Genomic DNA, 17570 nt, shown 5'->3' on the forward strand with positions numbered 1-17570 from the left:
GGTGACCGGCAGCTGCCGGCCGGGTCAGTCTAGGCAGGGGGCAACCCTCACGGGAGTCGGCAAGATCTTACGTGCATGAAGTATTCAGCTGCGGCGGCATGTCGTGCTCCGCCGCAGCCGGTGTGGGCCAAATCGCCGGTCAGGCGGCCTCGGCCTTGGCCTTGCGCGGGCCTTCCAGCAGCGCCTTGCGCACGTGGGCGATGATCAGGTCGACCTCGGCGCTGGTGACGTTGAAGTGTGGGGTGAAGCGCAGCGAGTTGGCGCCGCCGTGGATCACGCCGACGCCGTGCTCGCGCATGTACTCCTCGGTGGAGCCGGCGCCGTAGCACTTGTACTCCGCAGACAGTTCGCAGGAGAACAGCAGGCCGGTGCCCTGCACCTTGGTGATCAGGCCGCCCAGTTCGTGCTTCAGTGCGTTGAGCTTGTCGACGAATTCCTTGCCGCGCTCGCGGATGTTTTCGCGCACGGCGTCGCTGAGCTCGCCCAGCGTGGCCAGCGCCACGTCCAACGCGCGCGGGTTGGTGGTCATGGTGTTGCCGTAGATGCCCTTGCGGTACAGCCCGGCGGCGCGTTCGCTGACGGCGAGTACCGACAGCGGGTACTGGCCGGCGTTGAGTGCCTTGGAGAAGGTTTCCATGTCCGGCGGCGGCAGGCCCTCGAAGCCCGGGTAGTCCACGAACGACAGCACGCCGTGCGCGCGCAGGCCGGCCTGGATCGAGTCGACCAGCAGCAGGGTGCCGTGCGATTCGGTCAGCGTGCGGGCGGCCTGGTAGAACTCCGGCGTTACCGCACGGCCGGGGTCGCCTTCGCCCATCACCGGCTCCAGGAACATCGCCTCGATGAACCAGCCGTGCTTGTCGGCGTCGGCAAACGCGGCTTCCAGCTGCGCCACGTCGTAGGGCGCCACAGTGATCAAGGTGTCCTCGTGGCGGTAGCTGGCGAGGTTCTGCTGATAGGTCTTGCGGCTGGAGTCGGAGTACAGCGCCGGCGCTTCGGTGCGGCCGTGGAACGCGCCTTTCACGGCGAGGCGCTTGATGGTGCGGCCGGCGTAGCGCCCGCCCGCGTCAGTCATCGCCTTGGCATTGACGTCGGCGATGCGGCAGGCCAGCGAAACCGATTCCGAGCCGGAGTTCAGGCACAGGTAGTGCTTGTACGGGCTGCCGCCGCGGCTGCGGCCCAGTTCCTTGTCCAGCGCCGCGGTGAAGCGCAGCTGCGACACGCTGGGCGACATCACGTTCGCCATCACCTGCGGGCGGGCCAGCGCGGCCAGGATCGCCGGGTCGTTGTGGCCGAAGCCGAGCATGCCGTAGCCGCCGTTGTCGTGCACCACGGCGCCCTTCAGGGTGACGATCCACGGGCCGCGCGCGGCGGCCGGCAGGTACGGGTTGATCGCGTCGTCCGGGTAGAAGTTGACGAAGCCAGCCTGCGCACGGGCCAACTGATCGGCTTCGTCGAGCTTGAGGAAATCGCCCAGTTCAGGGCGCAGCTCGCGGTGGCGCGCCACCGCCTCGGCTACCGCCTGGCCCAGCAGCGGGTCGTTCGCCGCCATGCGCTCGATGGTGGCGTCGTCCAGGCCGACGGTCCGCGGCTTGCCGCCGAATTCGCGCAGTTCGCGCAGCTGGTTGATCACACCCATGATGAATCCTCCGTAGCTCCGCCGGGTGGCATGTCGTGCCGTGTGGCGGAATTGGTGAATGCGTGCCGGGAAGTGCCAAAGCCGACACTTCCCCAATGTTTTCAGGTGTTTCTGCCGCTGGACGAGTGCTTCTGCGCGGCTTTATTCCTCACAGGATACCTTGCGGCGACGATGGCCGTAACCCCGTGCCGCCACCGCGGGTGACGGCTGTCACTCCGGATGGCTGACGCCGGCGACTGCAGACTGTCGCCGGCCGCGCGCAGCATGTGCGGCACCGGAGGATTTCCCCATGCCGCATGCCCACATCCCGATCGCCTGCCTTGATGGCGCCGTCAAGCGCTACGGACGGCTCGCCGCGCTGGATGGCGCCGACCTGCAGTTGCACCACGGCGAGCTGTTGGCGTTGCTCGGTCCCAACGGCGCCGGCAAGACCACCGCCATCAGCCTGCTGCTGGGGTTGGTCCGCGCCGATGCCGGCAGTGTCCAGTTGTTCGGCCAGGATCCGCAGCGGATCGAGGCGCGCCGCCGAATTGGCGTGATGCTGCAGAACGCCGAACTGCCGCCCACGCTGCGAGTGGGCGAACTGCTGCGGCTGACCGCCAGCTATTACCCGAGCCCGCGCACGGTGCGGGAATCGGCCGACCTGGCCGGCGTCGCCGACCTGCTCCGGCGGCCCTACGCGAAGCTCTCCGGTGGCCAACAGCGCCGGGTGCAGTTCGCACTGGCGCTGTGCGGCCGGCCCGAACTGCTGTTCCTGGACGAGCCTACCGTGGGCATGGACATCGAGGCGCGGCAGAAGCTGTGGGCGGCGATCCGCCAGCTGCTCGCCGAAGGTTGCTCGGTGCTGCTGACCACGCACTACCTGGAGGAGGCCGAGGCACTGGCCGACCGCGTCTGCGTGATGTCGCGCGGACGCATGATTCACGAGGGCACGGTCGAGGAGCTGCGCGCGCGGGTGGCGCTGAAACGCGTCCGCTGTCTCAGTTCCCTGCCGATCGACACGGTGTACGGCTGGCCCGAGGTCAGCGAGGCGCGCCGCGAAGACGGGCGCCTGCACATCGGCACCGCTGCGGCCGAATCCGTGGTGCGCCGCCTGCTCGACGCCGACCCGCAACTGCGCGAACTGGAAGTGCAGCGCGCCGGCCTGGCCGAGGCGTTCACCGAACTCACCCGCGACGCCGACGCGGCCGCGGACACCGACCAGCGCGAGGCTGCCTGACATGCAAACCGCCATTTCCGTTGCTGCATCGGCGCCCACCATCGACATGCCGCACCGCCGAGTGCTCGGCGCCTATCTCGAAGAGGCGCGCAGCGAATGTCTGCGCTACATGCGCGCCCCCGGCTTCATGCTGCCGATCATGCTGTTCCCGGCGATGTTCTACCTGCTGTTCGGCGTGCTGATGGCGAAGTCCAACGGCGCCGACGCGGCGCGCTACCTGCTGGCCAGCTACGGCGTGTTCGGCGTGATGAGCCCGGGCCTGTTCGGCTTCGGCGTGTCGCTGGCGCTGGAGCGCGACGGCGGCTTGCTGACCTTCAAGCGCGCGCTGCCGATGCCGCCGGGCGCCTATCTGCTGGGCAAGATGCTGATGGCAATGGTCGCCGCCGGAGCGGTGATCCTGCTGCTGCTGGCGCTGGCGCTGACTCTGGGCCACGTGAGTTTGAGCCTGATCCAGGCCGGCGCGTTGCTGCTCACCGGCATGCTCGGCGTATTGCCGTTCTGCGCGCTGGGCATGTACGTCGGCACCCTGATCAAGGGCCAGGGAGCGCCCGGCATGCTGAACCTGATCTACCTGCCGATGTCGTTCCTGTCCGGCCTGTGGATTCCGCTGCCGATGCTGCCCGCATTCCTGCAGCAGATCGCGCCAATGTGGCCGAGCTACCATCTGGACATGCTGGCGCTGGCGGCAGTGGGCATGAACAAGGGGCCACTGCCGGTCCATGCGCTGGTGCTGGTCGGCTTTGCCGCGGCCTTCCTTTTGATGGCGGCGCGGCGCCTGCGCCGGTACGGTTGAAGTAGCATGCCCTGCAGACCCGGTCCCCAGCGACAAACCACGCCATGATCCCCGCCTCGATCACCCGATGGTTCGTGCCGGCACCCGACTCGGCGGTGGCCGACGACCTGCGCCGGGGCAAGTCGCCGTGGGCCGACAGCGTGCACCTGCTGTGGTCGCTGTGGATCTTCATCACGCCGCTGTTCGACCGCGGCCTGCATGGCTACACCCTGACCTGGCTGCTGTGCACGCTGGGCTCGTACCCGCTGTTCCTGCTGCTGTTCGCCATGAGGCAGCTGGCCCCGCGGCGGACGGCGTATCTCTACGCGTGGGGCATGGCAGTGCTGTGCTTCAGCTTGATGCCCTGGTATTACAGCGGCCTGAGCTATTACGTATACGCCTGCGTGATGTTGTGTCATTGCGACAGGCGGCACTTCCGCAGTCACCTGATCCAGGTGTTGCTGATCAACGCCATCTACGTGGGGCTGGTCTGGCGGATCGGCTATCCGCCGTCGCTGCTGGTGATCATGCCGGTCACGGTCTTCGTCATCTGCACCATTGTCATGGTCGAACAGCTCCACAAGGAAAAGGATGCCGCCCTCAGTCTTTCGCACGACGAGGTGCGTCGGCTCGCCGCCACGGCGGAGCGTGAACGGATCGGCCGCGACCTGCACGACTTGCTGGGCCATACCCTGTCGCTGATCACGCTCAAGCTGGAGTTGTCGCGCAAGCTGTTCGATCGCGACGTCGCGGCCGCCCGGCGCGAGGTCGAGGAAGCGGAAAAGGTCGCGCGCCACGCCCTGGCCGAAGTGCGCTGCGCCGTCACCGGCATCCGCGCCACCGACCTCGCCGCCGAGCTGGCTTCGGCGCGGCTGCTGTTGGAATCCTCGCGGGTGCACCTGGATTACGGCGAGCTGCCCACCGACCTGCCGGGCGATGTCGAACGCGGCCTGTCGCTGATCCTGCGCGAGGCGGTGACCAATATCGCGCGACATGCCGGTGCCAGCCAGGCGCGGATCGAGATGACGCGCGAGCGGGGCAGCGTCTGCCTGCAGATCAGCGACAACGGTCGCGGCGGCATCGAGAGTGACGGCAATGGCCTGAGCGGCATGCGCGAACGGGTGCGTACGCTCGGCGGCACGCTGGTATGCGAGTCGCCACGTGGCCAGGGTTCACGCTTGCGGGTGACGGTGCCGCTGCCGATCATGCGCCTGGTCGAGCCGTCCCGTTCCGCGCTGGACCCGTCGGCCACCGGGTCGCTGGTGCATGCGGCGGCGGATCGGCCGGTCGCTTGAATTCCCCTATACCCATGCCTGCAAGGACCATGACGCCACACTTCCACCGCCGCCGACACACCGGAGCCACCGCATGATCCGCGTGCTGCTGGCCGAGGACCAGGCGATGGTGCGCGGCGCACTTTCCGCGCTGCTGAACCTGGAGAACGACATCGAGGTGCTCGGTTCCGCGGCCGACGGCGAGGCCGCGTGGCGCGAGCTGCAACGGCTGAGGCCCGACGTGCTGGTTACCGACATCGAGATGCCCGGCCTCACCGGGCTGGAGCTGGCTCAGCGCATCCAGCGCCAGGAACTGCCGATCAAGGTGGTCATCGTCACCACCTTCGCGCGACCGGGCTTCCTGCGCCGCGCGCTGGACGCTGGCGTGTCCGGCTATCTGCTGAAGGACGCGCCCGCCGAGAACCTCGCCGAGGCCTTGCGCACCGTGCATCGCGGTGGCCGCGCGATCGACCCGCAGCTGGCGCTGGAGGCATGGTCCGAGGCCGATCCGCTGAACGACCGCGAACGCCAGGTATTGCGTCTGGCGGGCGAGGGCCAGTCCGCCGGCGACATCGCCACCCGGTTGAATCTCTCCCACGGCACCGTGCGCAATTACCTTTCCGAGGCGATCGGCAAACTCGGCGTGGCCAATCGCATCGAGGCCTATCGGCTGGCGCGGCAAAAAGGCTGGTTGTAGGCGGTTGCGCCGGAATCGGCGCGCTGCAGGATAATGTCCCGTTTTCCGCTGCCGGCCGCACCCGCCTTGAAGAAGTCCGATTTCGATTTCGACCTGCCGCCCGAACTGATCGCGCAGGTCCCGCTGCCCGAGCGCTCGGCCAGCCGCCTGCTGTTGCTCGATGTGGCGGCGCAGTCGCGGCAGGACCGCATGTTCCGCGAGCTGCCCGACTTCCTGCGGCCGGGCGACCTGCTGGTGTTCAACGACACCCGCGTGCTGCCGGCGCGGCTGTACGGGCGCAAGGACACCGGCGGCGCGGTGGAGATCCTGATCGAGCGGGTCACCGGCGCGCACGAGGCGGTGGTGCAACTGGGGGTCAGCAAGAAGCCGAAGGAAGGCGCGCGGATCGAGCTGGCCGATGGCAGCCATGCGTTGGTGCTGGGCCGCGACGAGAGTTTCTTCCGGCTGCGTTTCGAGGCGCCGGAGCCGCTGGAGAAGCTGCTGCTGAAGCTGGGCGAGATGCCGTTGCCGCCGTACATCGAGCGCCACGCCGACGCCAGCGACATGGAGCGCTACCAGACCGTGTTCGCGCGCGAACCCGGCGCGGTGGCGGCGCCCACCGCTGGCCTGCACTTCGACGAGGCGATCCTGGCCAGGCTGCGCGAGCGTGGCGTCGAGTTCGGCTACATCACCCTGCATGTCGGTGCCGGCACCTTCCAGCCGGTGCGTGTGGACGACATCAAGGACCACCACATGCACCGCGAGTGGCTCAACGTCGGCGCGCACCTGATCGGGCAGATCCGTCGCGCCCGCGCCAACGGCGGACGGGTGATCGCGGTGGGCACCACCGTGGTGCGCGCGCTGGAAAGCGCCAGCAAGGGCGGCGAGTTGCACCCGTTCGCCGGCGAGACGCAGATCTTCATCTTTCCCGGCTACCGCTTCAGCAGCATCGACGGCCTGATCACCAATTTCCACTTGCCCCAGTCGACCCTGCTGATGCTGGTATCGGCGCTGGCCGGGCGCGAGTTCGTGCTCGACACCTACCGCCATGCGGTCGAGCAGCGCTACCGCTTCTTCTCCTACGGCGACGCCATGCTGATCCTGCCGCACGGCCTGTAACCGTTGCCGTACGAGGTGCGGGCGATGGGCGTGGTGGGGCAAACCCGCGATAATCGGCGGATGACCTCCCTTCAGTTCGACCTTCACACCACCGACGGCGCCGCCCGCCGCGGCCGCCTCACCTTTGCCCGTGGCACGGTGGAGACGCCGGCGTTCATGCCGGTGGGCACCTACGGCTCGGTCAAGGCGATGACCCCGCGCGACGTCACCGAGACCGGCGCCGAGATCATTCTGGGCAACACGTTCCACCTGTTCCTGCGGCCGGGGCTGGAGATCGTCGAGCAGTTCGGCGGGCTGCACCGCTTCATCGGCTGGGACAAGCCGATCCTCACCGACTCGGGCGGCTTCCAGGTGTTCTCGCTGGCGCACAAGCGCAAGATCACCGGAGAAGGCGTGACCTTCGCCTCGCCGGTGGACGGCTCGAAGGTGTTCCTGTCGCCGGAAGTGTCGATGCAGATCCAGACGACGCTGGATTCGGACGTCGCGATGATCTTCGACGAGTGCACGCCGTACCCAGCCACGGAGAAAGTGGCGTTGGACTCGATGGAGCTGAGCTTGCGCTGGGCCGAGCGCTCGCGCCGCGCCTTCGACGACCTGCAGAACCCGAACAGCCTGTTCGGCATCGTGCAAGGCAGCGTGTATGAGCCGCTGCGCCGCCGTTCCGCCGAGGTCCTGGTGAATATCGGCTTCGACGGCTACGCGGTGGGCGGCCTCGCCGTGGGCGAGCCGGAGGCCGAACGCAACCACGCGCTGGACTTCACCGTACCGCTGCTGCCGGCCGACCGGCCGCGCTACCTGATGGGCGTGGGCCGCCCGGAGGACATCGTGGAGGCAGTGCGCCGCGGCATCGACATGTTCGACTGCGTGATGCCGACGCGCAACGCCCGCAACGGTTTCCTGTTCACCGCCGAGGGCACGCTGCGCATCCGCAACGCGAAGTACGCCGCCGACACCGGGGTGATCGAGGAGGGTTGCGACTGCTACAGCTGCAGCAGCGGCTTCAGTCGCGCCTATCTGCGCCATCTCGACCGCTGCAACGAGATCCTCGGCAGCCAGCTCGCCACCATGCACAACCTGCGCTACTACCAGCGCCTGATGGCCGGCCTGCGTGCGGCGATCGCCGGCCGCACGCTGGAGTCGTTCGTGGCGGAGTTCTATGCCCGCCGCCAAGGCGCCGCGGTTTCGTAGGAAGGGGTTTCGGGGGCGCCAGCTGGCGGTTTCCGGCGGGGTGCGGGCCGACGCGCCGCCGCCGTGCATGCGTAGGGGGCGCATGGCATAATCGGGAATCTTTTATCAGGCGTTCTGTCGAAAACCTCGACGACGCCATAACTTGCGAGACCAATCCATGAGTTTTTCGATCTCCCCGGTGATCGCCCAAGCCGCCGCGCCGCAGCCGCAGGGCGGCGGCATGTCCATGATCATCATGATGGTGGTGCTGTTCGGCCTGATGTATTTCATGATGATCCGTCCGCAGATGAAGCGGCAGAAGGAACACCGCGCGCTGATCGCCGGCCTGGCCAAGGGCGATGAGGTGGTCACCAACGGCGGCATCGCCGGGCGCGTGGACGAGGTGGGCGAGACCTTCATCACCGTCGAGATCGCGGCCAGCGTGAAGGTCAAGGTGCAGAAGGGCGCGGTCCAGCAGGTGCTGCCCAAGGGCTCGCTGAAGTCCGTCTGAAAGCCGGGGCGCCCGGAGGCGGGACTTTTTCGAATAGTGCGGCCATGGATGGCCGCTTCTTGACGTTCGCGGTCACGGACGATCGTAAAAACAAATTTCGGTCACGGATGGCCGCTTCCTGACGTTCGCGATCACGGACGTTCGCAAAGGACCGGATCATGAATGATTTTCCCCGCTGGAAATACGTGCTGGTCGCGCTGGTGATGCTGTTCGGCGTCATCTACGCGCTGCCGAATGCATTCCCGCCGGTACCGGCCGTGCAGGTCACGGCCAACCGCGACGCGCCGCCGATCAACCAGGCGGTGCAGCAGAAGGTGGCCGCGGCGCTGGCGGCGAAGAAGATCGCGGTCACCGACGTGTTCGTGGAAGGCGACCAGTTGCTGGCCACGTTCGCCAACTCCGACGTGCAGAAGAGCGGCGCCGACGAGATCAAGGCGGCACTGGGCGACGGCTACACCGTGGCGTTCAAGCTGCAGTCCAACGTGCCGGGCTGGCTGAGTGCGATTGGCGCCCGCTCGATGCCGCTGGGCCTGGACTTGCAAGGTGGCGTGCACTTCCTGATGCAGGTCGACCAGAAGGACGCGATCGAGAAGCAGGAAAACAGCTACGCGGACGACATCCGCAGCCTGCTGCGGCAGAAAAACATCCGTTATGAATCGGTGACCCGCAACGTCGCGGGCGGCCAGGGCATCGCGGTGATCCTGCGTTCGGCCGACGACCGCAAGACCGCGTCCGATGCGATCGCCAACGAATACACCGACCTCAACGTGGCCGATGGCGCCAGCACCGGCGACCGTTTCGTGCTGAACGTGGCGATCAAGCCGGAGAAGCTGCGCGAGCTGGCGCGCGGCGCGATCACCCAGAACCTGGGCACGCTGCGCAACCGCATCAACGCGCTGGGCGTGTCCGAGCCGCTGATCCAGCAGCAGGGCGACAGCCGCATCGTGGTCGAGCTGGCCGGCGTGCAGGACCCGACCGAGGCGAAGAAGCTGATCGGCGCCGTCGCCACGCTGCAGTACCGTCCCGGCATCGGCCAGCCCGGCGACGCCCGCGCGGTGGAAGCGGCACGCACCGGCAACATCCCGCCGGACGCCAACCTGTATTACATGCGCGGCAGCAATCTGCCGGTGCTGGTAAGCAAGCAGATCATCGTGACCGGCAACCAGCTGGTGGACGCCTCCTCGGGCATCGACCAGCAGAGCGGCACGCCGAAGGTCGACGTCACCCTGAACGCGGCCGGCGCCAAGAAGATGGGCGACTTCACCAACGCCAACGTCGGCAAGCCGATGGCGGTGCTGTACGTGGAGCAGGTGTACGAGACCAAGGTGGTCGACGGCAAGGAAGTGCGCGTACCCAAGGTCACCGAGACGGTGATCAACGACGCCACCATCCAGAGCCCCTTCAGCAAGCAGTTCCAGACCACCGGCCTGGGCAGCCCGAAGGAAGCCTCCGATCTGGCGCTGCTGCTCAAGGGCGGCGCGTTGGCCGCGCCGATGGACATCGTTGAGGAAGGCGTGATCGGCGCCAGCCTCGGCCAGGACAATATCGACAAGGGCTTCAAGGCGGTGATGCTCGGCCTGGCCCTGGTGCTGCTGGCCGCGGCGATCTACTACAAGCTGTTCGGCCTGGTGGCGGATATCGCGCTGTTCTTCAACCTGGTGATCCTGCTGGCGGTGATGTCGCTGATCGGCGTCACCCTGACCATGCCCGGCGTGGCCGGCATCGTGCTGACCCTGGGCATGGCGATCGACGCCAACGTGCTGATCTGCGAACGCGTGCGCGAGGAACTGCGCAACGGCTCCAGCCCGCACGCCGCGATCCGCGCCGGCTACGAGAAGGCGTGGTCGACCATTCTCGACGCCAACGTCACCCACCTGATCGCTGCGCTGGCGCTGACTACCATGGGCACCGGCGCGATCAAGGGCTTCGGCGTGACGCTGCTGATCGGCATCCTGACCTCGCTGTTCACCTCGGTGACGTTGACCCACGCGTTCACCGCGGCGATCCATGGCCACCGCAAGCTCAAGACCCTTTCGGTGTAAGGGCGGAAATCTCATGGAAATCTTCAATCACGACAGCAACATCCACTTCCTGGGGATGCGCAAGTACACCATTGCCATCGCCATTTTCCTGATGCTCGCCTCGATCGGGCTGATCATGTTCCGGGGCCTCAACTACGGCCTGGACTTCACCGGCGGCGTGTCGATGGTGGTCGACTACCAGCAGTCGGTGGAGATCGCCGACGTGCGCGGGGCCCTGGAGAAGGGCGGCATCCACAACGCGATGGTGCAGAGCCTGGGCGGCACCCGCGAGGTGTCGATCCGCCTGCAGCCGAAGGACGACCCCGGCGCGGTCGATGCCAACGGCAAGATCAACCTCGACCGCATTGCCGCCGACGTGATGAAGGTGCTGCAGGTGGCCCGCCCGGACGCGAAGCTGAAGAGTCGCGATTTCGTCAGCGCCCAGGTGGGCCAGGAACTGCGCAGCGACGGCACGGTGGCGGCGGTATTCGTGATCCTCGGCATCATGTTCTACCTGTGGATCCGCTTCGAGCGCCGCTTCGCGATCGCCGCGGTGATCACCGAGGTGCACGACACGCTGGTGACGCTGGGCATCCTGGCGCTGGTGCAGCGCGAATTCGACATGACCGTGCTGGCCTCGGTGCTGGCGGTAATCGGCTACTCGATCAACGACAAGGTGGTGGTGTTCGACCGCATCCGCGAGCTGTTCCGGCTGGCGCGCAAGGCCGAGCCGGAGGAGATCCTCAACCGCTCGATCAACAACACGCTGTCGCGCACCATCATCACCTCGCTGTTCACCGGCATCACCATGGGCGCGTTGTACTTCTTCGGCGGCACCGCGGTGCACGGCTTCGCCATCACCATGCTGATCGGCATCGTGGTCGGTACCTTGTCCTCGATCTTCGTGGCCAGCCCGATCCTGCTGTGGCTGGGCGTGACCAAGAAGGACCTGATGCCGGTGACCAAGGAAAACCCGGAGCTGGCGCGGCGGCCCTGAGCAAGCATCACCCGCCAGGCGGGTGATTCCAATATTTTCTCCCCTGCTTGCAGGGGGATGCCCGCAGGGCAGAGGGGTGCCCCCCACTCCACGAAACGGCCCGGTCTCACCCGGGCCGTTTTTTCGTCCCGATCGTTTGCACGCTACCCGCGCAGCGCGGATTCCAGCTCGGCCAGTCGCGCTGGCGTGCCGACGTCGGTCCACGCGCCGCGATGGTGCGAACCGCCCACTTTCGCGGTGGCAATCGCCGCCTGCAGCAGCGGTCGCAGCTTGAAACGCGGCGGTTTTGCGTCGGCGCCGGGCGCAGCGCCGACCGCCTCGCGCCAGTCCTCCAGAAGTTCGCGGCGGAACACGCCGATGCCGCTGTAGGTGAGCCGGGGTTCGCCGTCGTCGCGCAGGCGGCCTTCGGCATCCAGCCGGAAGTCGCCGCCGGGGTGATGCGCGGGATTGTCTGCCATCAGCAAGTGCGCCAGGCCCTGTGGTTCGGCGGGCAGGGCGGCGAAATCCACGTCGCACCACACGTCGCCGCTCACCGCCAGGAACGGCTCGGTACCCAGCAGCGGCAGCGCGTTGAGCATACCGCCGCCGGTTTCCAGCGGCGTGGGGCCTTCGTACGCATAGCGGATGCGCAGGCCCCAGCGCGAGCCGTCGCCGAGCGTGGCGGGAAACTGCTCGGCCAGGTGCGAAGTGTTGATCACCACATAGTGCACGCCGGCCGCGGCCAGCTTTTCCAGGTGCCACGCGATCAGTGGTTTGCCGCCGGCGGGCAGCAGGGGTTTGGGCGTGCGATCGGTCAACGGGCGCATGCGCTCGCCCAGGCCGGCGGCGAAGATCAGCGCGTGCCTCATGCGGCCACCTGCGTGAGATCGCGGCCCTGCGCGTGGCGTTCGAGCAACGCGGCGAAGTCGGCCAGTTCGGGATAGCTGCCCGCCACCTCGACCACGTAGCGATACACCTGCGGCACGTCCCTCAGGTAGCCCGGCTTGCCGTCGCGGTACCACAGCCGGTAGAACTGGCCCAGCACGCGCACATGGCGATGCAGGCCGGTGAGGTCGAACCAGCGCAGGAAGCGTGCCGCGTCGATCTCCTCGCCGATCACGCCGGCCTGGCGCAGGTGCAACCGGTAGGATTCCACCCAGTCTTCGACGCGTGCACGCGGCCACGCGATGTACGCGTCGCGCAGCAGCGAGGCGAGATCGTAGGTGACCGGGCCGTGCAGCGCGCCCTGGAAGTCGATAATGCCCGGATTGTTTTCGGCCACCACCAACAGGTTGCGGCTGTGGAAATCGCGGTGCACGAAACAGCGCGGCTGTGCCAGCGCGTTGCGCACGATCACGCCGAAGGCGGCTTCCAGCACGTCCCATTCCCCGCAGCTGGGCGTGTGGCCGAGGTGGCGCTGCAGGAACCATTCGGGCATCACTTCCAGTCCGTTCACCAGCACGGCGTGATCGAACGGCGGCAGGTCGTCGCCTGGCACGCGGGTCTGCATTGCGAGCAGCGCATTCATCGCGTCGCCGTAGAGCCTGTCCGCGTTCGCATCGTTGAGCTCGGCCAGATACAGCCGCGAGCCGAGGTCCTCGATCAGCAGGAAGCCCTGCTGCAGATCCTGCGCCCGCACCGCCGGCACGTGCAGCCCGGCGGCGGCCAACCGCGCGCCGATCGCCAGCCACGGCCGCGGGTCTTCGTGCTGCGGCGGCGAGTCCATCACGATCCAGCTTTGCCCGCCGTGCGTGGTGCGCCAGTAGCTGCGGAAACTGGCGTCGGAAGAGGCGGATTCCAGCGTGAGGCCGACATCGTCCAGCGCCTGGCGGGTCCAGGCGAGGCGGGCGGCGGCACGATCGGCGGTCGAGGGCATGGCAACCAGAGGCAACAAGATGGCTCCAGCTTAACGATCCGCCAGCGCTGTGACGAGTTGACGGCGAAGCGACGTTGACCGTTCGGCGTCAAATCAGTACCATTTTGGTCCCGATTCAAGCACGCCAGCCCGAGCGCCCCTCATGCTCCGCGTCAGCCGATTGACCGATTACGCCACCGTGGTGATGACCTGCATCGCCGCGCACCCCGACGAGGTGCTCAGCGCGGTGCAGATCGCCGACGAGACGCGGCTGGAGCTGCCCACCGTGAGCAAGCTGCTGAAGACGCTGGGCCATGCCGCACTGGTCGAGTCGTTCCGCGGCGTCAACGGCGGCTACCGGCTGGCGCGTCCGGCCGGCGAGATCTCGCTGGCCGACATCGTCGAGGCGCTGGAAGGGCCGATCGGCATGACCGAGTGCAGCGTCGAGGGCCAGTGCGGCCGCGAGGCGGGCTGCGGCGTGCGCGGCAGCTGGCAGCTGGTCAACAACGTGCTGGACAACGCGCTGCGCGCGGTCAGCCTGGCCGACATGCTCAAGCCGCAGCCACCACGGCCGCCGCGCAGGGTCGCCGCCGTGCCGCTGAGCGAAATCCCCATGCCGGTAAGAGCCCGCCGCGTCACCACCGAATGAACGAGATCATGAACAACCAGAGCAGCACCGCCGCCACGCTGCGCGACAACGCGGAAGTGGCCGAGATCCTCGGCCGCAGCTACAGCGCCGGCTTCGTCACCGAGATCGAGATGACCGGCCTGCCGCCGGGCCTGGACGAGGGCACTATCCGCGCGCTGTCCGCGGTCAAGCGCGAGCCGGAGTGGATGACCGAGTGGCGGCTCGAGGCCTATCGCCACTGGCTGACCATGCCGAAACCGGACTGGGCCAAGCTCAACATCGACCCGATCGACTACCAGGCGATCAGCTACTACGCCGCGCCGAAGAAGCAGCCCAAGTCGCTGGACGAGGTCGACCCCGCGCTGCTGGAAACCTACGAGAAACTCGGCGTGCCGCTGCACGAGCGCGCCGCGCTGGCCGGTGTGGCGGTGGACGCGGTGTTCGACTCGGTCTCGGTGGGCACCACCTTCCGCAAGCAGCTGGCCGACGCCGGCGTGCTGTTCTGCTCGATGAGCGAGGCGATCCGCGAGTATCCCGAACTGGTGCAGAAATACCTCGGCAGCGTGGTGCCTACCGGCGACAACTTCTTCGCCGCGCTGAACTCGGCGGTGTTTTCCGACGGCAGCTTCGTGTTCATCCCGAAGGGCGTGCGCTGCCCGATGGAACTGTCCACCTACTTCCGCATCAACGCGCAGAACACTGGCCAGTTCGAGCGCACCCTGATCGTGGCCGAGGAAGGCGCGCACGTGTCCTACCTCGAAGGCTGCACCGCGCCGAAGCGCGACGAGAACCAGCTGCATGCGGCGGTGGTGGAACTGGTGGCGCTGGAGAAAGCGCAGATCAAGTATTCCACCGTGCAGAACTGGTACCCCGGTGACGAGAACGGCGTCGGCGGCATCTACAACTTCGTGACCAAGCGCGGCGACTGCCGCGGCGACGACTCGAAGATCTGCTGGACCCAGGTGGAAACCGGCTCGGCGATCACCTGGAAGTATCCTTCCGTGGTGCTGCGCGGCGACCGCTCGGTGGGCGAGTTCTACTCGGTGGCGCTGACCCATCACTTCCAGCAGGCCGACACCGGCACCAAGATGATCCACCTCGGCAAGGACACCAAGTCGAAGATCGTCTCCAAGGGCATCAGCGCCGGGCGCAGCTCGAACAGCTATCGCGGCCTGGTGAAGATGGAGAAAGGCGCCGAGCGTGCGCGCAACTACACCCAGTGCGACAGTCTGCTGATCGGCAAGAAGTGTGGCGCGCACACCTTCCCTTACATGGAAGTGAAGAATCCCACCGCGATCGTCGAGCACGAGGCCACCACCTCGAAGATCTCCGACGAGCAGATGTTCTACTGCCGCAGCCGCGGCATCGGCGAGGAAGACGCCGTGTCGATGATCGTCGACGGCTTCTGCAAGCAGGTCTTCCGCGAGCTGCCGATGGAGTTCGCGGTGGAGGCGAAGAAATTGCTTGAGGTGAGCCTGGAAGGTGCGGTTGGGTGACGTGCCTGGCCGGAGTCGCCGCAGCGCGGGCCGCTCCCGATTCCCCATTCCCGATTCCCGGATGTTGAAATGCTGAAAATCGAAAACCTGCACGCCCGCGTCGAGGGCAAGGAAATCCTCAAGGGGCTCAGCCTCACCGTGAACGCGGGCGAGGTGCACGCGATCATGGGACCGAACGGCGCCGGCAAGTCGACGCTGGGCAACGTGCTGTCCGGCCGCGAGGGCTACGAGGTGACTGCCGGCTCGGTGACCTACAACGGCATCGACCTGCTGCAGCTTTCGCCTGAGGCACGCGCCGCGGCCGGCGTGTTCCTGGCGTTCCAGTACCCGGTGGAGATTCCCGGCGTCAACAACACCTACTTCCTGCGTGCGGCGCTGAATGCACAGCGCAAGCAGCGCGGCGAGAAGGAGCTCGACTCCATGGCCTTCCTGAAACTGGTGCGCGAGAAGCTCAAGGTGATGCAGATCTCCGACGAGCTGCTGCACCGCGCGGTCAACGAGGGTTTCTCCGGCGGCGAGAAGAAGCGCAACGAGATCTTTCAGATGGCGGTGCTGGAGCCGCAGCTGGCGATCCTCGACGAGACCGACTCGGGCCTGGACATCGACGCGCTGAAGCAGGTGGCGCAGGGCGTCAACACGCTGCGTTCGCCGGACCGCGCGTTCCTGATGATCACCCACTACCAGCGCCTGCTCGACTACGTGGTGCCGGATTTCGTGCACGTGCTGGCGAACGGCCGCATCGTCGAGAGCGGCGACAAGTCGCTGGCGCTGAAGCTGGAAGAGCACGGCTACGCCGGGCTTGGCGCGGGGGCCGTGGCATGAACCAGCCGGCATCCCTGCCGCTGCTCGCCTCGCTGCTGGACGCGCCGCTGCCGGTCAGCGGCGTCGCCTGGCTGGACGAGGCGCGGCGCGAGAACCTCGCGGCGTTCGCCGCCGGCGGCCTGCCCGGTGCGCGGGTCGAGGCGTGGAAGTACACGGCGCTGCGCGGCCTCGGCCAGCGCTGCTTCGCCGCCGGCGACGCCGGCGCGGCAACGCGCGACGTCGATGCCGCCGCGTTTGCCCTGCCGGGCGTGGACGGGCCGCGACTGGTCTTCGTCAACGGCGTGTTCCGCGCCGACCTGTCGGCGCTCGACGCGCTGCCCCGGGGGTTGTCGCTGCTGCCGCTGGCGCAGGCGCTGCGCGATCAAGCGGAGCCGCTGCGTTTCGCCTTGTCGCGGCGCTACCGCGACGCCGGCGACGCATTCGCCCGGGTCAATGCCGCCCGTGCCGGCGACGGCGTGGTGTTGCGGGTGGCCGCCCACGCGAGGATCGAGGTGCCGGTGCAACTGGTCTTCGTGGGCGCCGTTGCGGAGACCGAGCCGGCCTGGCATGCGCGCAACGTGGTCGAACTGGGCGAGGGCGCCTCGCTGGAGCTGATCGAGCAGCACGTCGGCAGCGGCGAGCAGGCCCAGCTGGCCACCCTGGTCGGCGATGTCGAACTGCACGAAGGCGCGCAGCTCCATTGCACCGTGCTGCAAGACGCCGCGGCCGGCGCCAACCTGATTCGCCGCAGCAACCTGCGCCTGCACGCGCGCGCCCAGGCGCGACTGCACGTGCTGGAACTGGGCGGCGCACTGGTGCGGCACGACCTGCAGGCCGAGCTGGTCGGCGACGGGGCGCAGCTGCACACCCGCGGTGCGTTCATGCCGCACGGCCGCCAGCACGTCGATACCCAGCTGGCGATCCGCCACCAGGCGCTGGATACCGCTTCCACCTCCGTGTGGCGCGGCGTGGCCAACGACCGTGCGCGCGGCGTGTTCCGCGGCGCCATCCTGGTCGCGCCCGGCGCCGACGGCAGCGACGCCAGCCTCAACAACAAGAACCTGCTGCTGTCGCCGGGCGCCGAGATCGACACCAAGCCGGAGCTGGAGATCTACGCCGACGAGGTGAAGGCCGCGCACGGCGCCACCGTGGGCCAGCTCGACGAGCGTGCGCTGTTCTACCTGCGCTCGCGCGGCATCCCACTGGCCGAGGCGCGCGCGCTGCTGACCGCTGCGTTCTGCCGCGCCGTGCTGGACGATCTGCCGAACGCGGCGCTGCGCGAGCATCTGTCGGGCCTGTTGATCGCACAATTGCCCGCGTGATGCCTTTCTCCTCCCCCTGCTGTGCAGGGGGAGGTCGGGAGGGGGTAAGGCTCTTGACTTGAAGATCAAGAGCGACCCCGCCCCGGTCCTCCCCTGC

At 67.7% G+C, this 17570-nt stretch carries 16 protein-coding genes; 13 read left to right on the forward strand and 3 right to left on the reverse strand.

Going from position 1 to position 17570, the window contains the following annotated elements; translation table 11 throughout:
* Positions 1-139: 139 nt before the first annotated feature.
* Complete coding sequence (locus R5H19_RS04330; RefSeq protein WP_318157723.1) at positions 140-1636, reverse strand: aminotransferase class III-fold pyridoxal phosphate-dependent enzyme; 1497 nt, start codon at positions 1634-1636, stop codon at positions 140-142.
* A gap of 289 nt (positions 1637-1925) precedes the next feature.
* Between R5H19_RS04330 and R5H19_RS04335 the strand changes: the two genes are divergently transcribed.
* From R5H19_RS04335 to secF, 9 genes are all read left to right on the forward strand, one after another.
* Positions 1926-2855 (forward strand): ABC transporter ATP-binding protein, encoded by a 930-nt coding sequence (locus R5H19_RS04335; RefSeq protein WP_318157724.1) that lies wholly within the window; start codon positions 1926-1928, stop codon positions 2853-2855.
* A 1-nt stretch (position 2856) separates the two neighbouring features.
* Complete coding sequence (locus R5H19_RS04340; protein ID WP_318157725.1) at positions 2857-3648, forward strand: ABC transporter permease; 792 nt, start codon at positions 2857-2859, stop codon at positions 3646-3648.
* A 44-nt stretch (positions 3649-3692) separates the two neighbouring features.
* Complete coding sequence (locus R5H19_RS04345; RefSeq protein ID WP_318157726.1) at positions 3693-4922, forward strand: sensor histidine kinase; 1230 nt, start codon at positions 3693-3695, stop codon at positions 4920-4922.
* A 73-nt stretch (positions 4923-4995) separates the two neighbouring features.
* Positions 4996-5598 (forward strand): response regulator transcription factor, encoded by a 603-nt coding sequence (locus R5H19_RS04350; RefSeq protein ID WP_318157727.1) that lies wholly within the window; start codon positions 4996-4998, stop codon positions 5596-5598.
* A 33-nt stretch (positions 5599-5631) separates the two neighbouring features.
* Positions 5632-6696, forward strand: coding sequence for a tRNA preQ1(34) S-adenosylmethionine ribosyltransferase-isomerase QueA (gene queA, locus R5H19_RS04355; RefSeq protein ID WP_318157728.1), 1065 nt, complete (start codon positions 5632-5634; stop codon positions 6694-6696).
* 60 nt (positions 6697-6756) lie between these two features.
* Complete coding sequence (gene tgt, locus R5H19_RS04360; protein ID WP_318157729.1) at positions 6757-7884, forward strand: tRNA guanosine(34) transglycosylase Tgt; 1128 nt, start codon at positions 6757-6759, stop codon at positions 7882-7884.
* A 157-nt stretch (positions 7885-8041) separates the two neighbouring features.
* Positions 8042-8374, forward strand: coding sequence for a preprotein translocase subunit YajC (yajC, locus tag R5H19_RS04365; protein ID WP_318157730.1), 333 nt, complete (start codon positions 8042-8044; stop codon positions 8372-8374).
* A 158-nt stretch (positions 8375-8532) separates the two neighbouring features.
* Positions 8533-10416, forward strand: a complete 1884-nt coding sequence (gene secD, locus R5H19_RS04370) for a protein translocase subunit SecD (protein ID WP_318157731.1) — start codon at positions 8533-8535, stop codon at positions 10414-10416.
* A 13-nt stretch (positions 10417-10429) separates the two neighbouring features.
* A complete protein-coding gene (secF, locus tag R5H19_RS04375; RefSeq protein ID WP_318157732.1) occupies positions 10430-11392 on the forward strand; it encodes a protein translocase subunit SecF in 963 nt (320 codons plus the stop codon).
* Between the two features lie 143 nt (positions 11393-11535).
* Here secF and murU read toward each other — a convergent pair whose 3' ends face one another.
* Positions 11536-12240, reverse strand: coding sequence for an N-acetylmuramate alpha-1-phosphate uridylyltransferase MurU (murU, locus tag R5H19_RS04380; protein WP_318157733.1), 705 nt, complete (start codon positions 12238-12240; stop codon positions 11536-11538).
* The gene (locus R5H19_RS04385; RefSeq protein WP_318158154.1) at positions 12237-13247 is read right to left on the reverse strand and encodes a phosphotransferase; all 1011 of its coding nucleotides are present in this window, start codon (positions 13245-13247) and stop codon (positions 12237-12239) included. Before R5H19_RS04385 ends, murU begins: the two co-directional genes overlap by 4 nt.
* 142 nt (positions 13248-13389) lie before the next feature.
* Here R5H19_RS04385 and R5H19_RS04390 point away from each other — a divergent pair, with 142 nt between their 5' ends.
* From R5H19_RS04390 to sufD, 4 genes are all read left to right on the forward strand, one after another.
* Positions 13390-13875 carry an SUF system Fe-S cluster assembly regulator gene (locus R5H19_RS04390; protein ID WP_318157734.1) on the forward strand — a complete coding sequence of 162 codons (486 nt, stop codon included), beginning with the start codon at positions 13390-13392 and terminating at the stop codon, positions 13873-13875.
* A gap of 8 nt (positions 13876-13883) precedes the next feature.
* Positions 13884-15350, forward strand: coding sequence for a Fe-S cluster assembly protein SufB (sufB, locus tag R5H19_RS04395; protein ID WP_318157735.1), 1467 nt, complete (start codon positions 13884-13886; stop codon positions 15348-15350).
* Positions 15351-15419: 69 nt separating this feature from the next.
* On the forward strand, positions 15420-16172 hold the full coding sequence (gene sufC, locus R5H19_RS04400; protein WP_318157736.1) for a Fe-S cluster assembly ATPase SufC: 753 nt from the start codon (positions 15420-15422) through the stop codon (positions 16170-16172).
* Complete coding sequence (gene sufD, locus R5H19_RS04405; RefSeq protein WP_318157737.1) at positions 16169-17473, forward strand: Fe-S cluster assembly protein SufD; 1305 nt, start codon at positions 16169-16171, stop codon at positions 17471-17473. The genes sufC and sufD overlap by 4 nt, the downstream gene beginning before the upstream one ends.
* Positions 17474-17570: the final 97 nt, after the last annotated feature.

Source organism: Rhodanobacter sp. KK11 (genome assembly GCF_033345435.1).
Classification (GTDB): domain Bacteria; phylum Pseudomonadota; class Gammaproteobacteria; order Xanthomonadales; family Rhodanobacteraceae; genus Rhodanobacter.

Bases quoted from the DNA above. Each gene is read 5' to 3' on its own strand.
- yajC (WP_318157730.1), top strand. From the start codon at position 8,042: ATGAGTTTTTCGATCTCCCCGGTGATCGCCCAAGCCGCCGCGCCGCAG.
- R5H19_RS04340 (WP_318157725.1), top strand. From the start codon at position 2,857: ATGCAAACCGCCATTTCCGTTGCTGCATCGGCGCCCACCATCGACATG.
- queA (WP_318157728.1), top strand. From the start codon at position 5,632: ATGTCCCGTTTTCCGCTGCCGGCCGCACCCGCCTTGAAGAAGTCCGAT.
- R5H19_RS04350 (WP_318157727.1), top strand. From the start codon at position 4,996: ATGATCCGCGTGCTGCTGGCCGAGGACCAGGCGATGGTGCGCGGCGCA.
- sufB (WP_318157735.1), top strand. From the start codon at position 13,884: ATGAACAACCAGAGCAGCACCGCCGCCACGCTGCGCGACAACGCGGAA.
- R5H19_RS04390 (WP_318157734.1), top strand. From the start codon at position 13,390: ATGCTCCGCGTCAGCCGATTGACCGATTACGCCACCGTGGTGATGACC.
- tgt (WP_318157729.1), top strand. From the start codon at position 6,757: ATGACCTCCCTTCAGTTCGACCTTCACACCACCGACGGCGCCGCCCGC.
- sufC (WP_318157736.1), top strand. From the start codon at position 15,420: ATGCTGAAAATCGAAAACCTGCACGCCCGCGTCGAGGGCAAGGAAATC.
- R5H19_RS04385 (WP_318158154.1), bottom strand. From the start codon at position 13,247: ATGCCCTCGACCGCCGATCGTGCCGCCGCCCGCCTCGCCTGGACCCGC.
- murU (WP_318157733.1), bottom strand. From the start codon at position 12,240: ATGAGGCACGCGCTGATCTTCGCCGCCGGCCTGGGCGAGCGCATGCGC.
- R5H19_RS04330 (WP_318157723.1), bottom strand. From the start codon at position 1,636: ATGGGTGTGATCAACCAGCTGCGCGAACTGCGCGAATTCGGCGGCAAG.
- secF (WP_318157732.1), top strand. From the start codon at position 10,430: ATGGAAATCTTCAATCACGACAGCAACATCCACTTCCTGGGGATGCGC.
- secD (WP_318157731.1), top strand. From the start codon at position 8,533: ATGAATGATTTTCCCCGCTGGAAATACGTGCTGGTCGCGCTGGTGATG.
- R5H19_RS04345 (WP_318157726.1), top strand. From the start codon at position 3,693: ATGATCCCCGCCTCGATCACCCGATGGTTCGTGCCGGCACCCGACTCG.
- sufD (WP_318157737.1), top strand. From the start codon at position 16,169: ATGAACCAGCCGGCATCCCTGCCGCTGCTCGCCTCGCTGCTGGACGCG.
- R5H19_RS04335 (WP_318157724.1), top strand. From the start codon at position 1,926: ATGCCGCATGCCCACATCCCGATCGCCTGCCTTGATGGCGCCGTCAAG.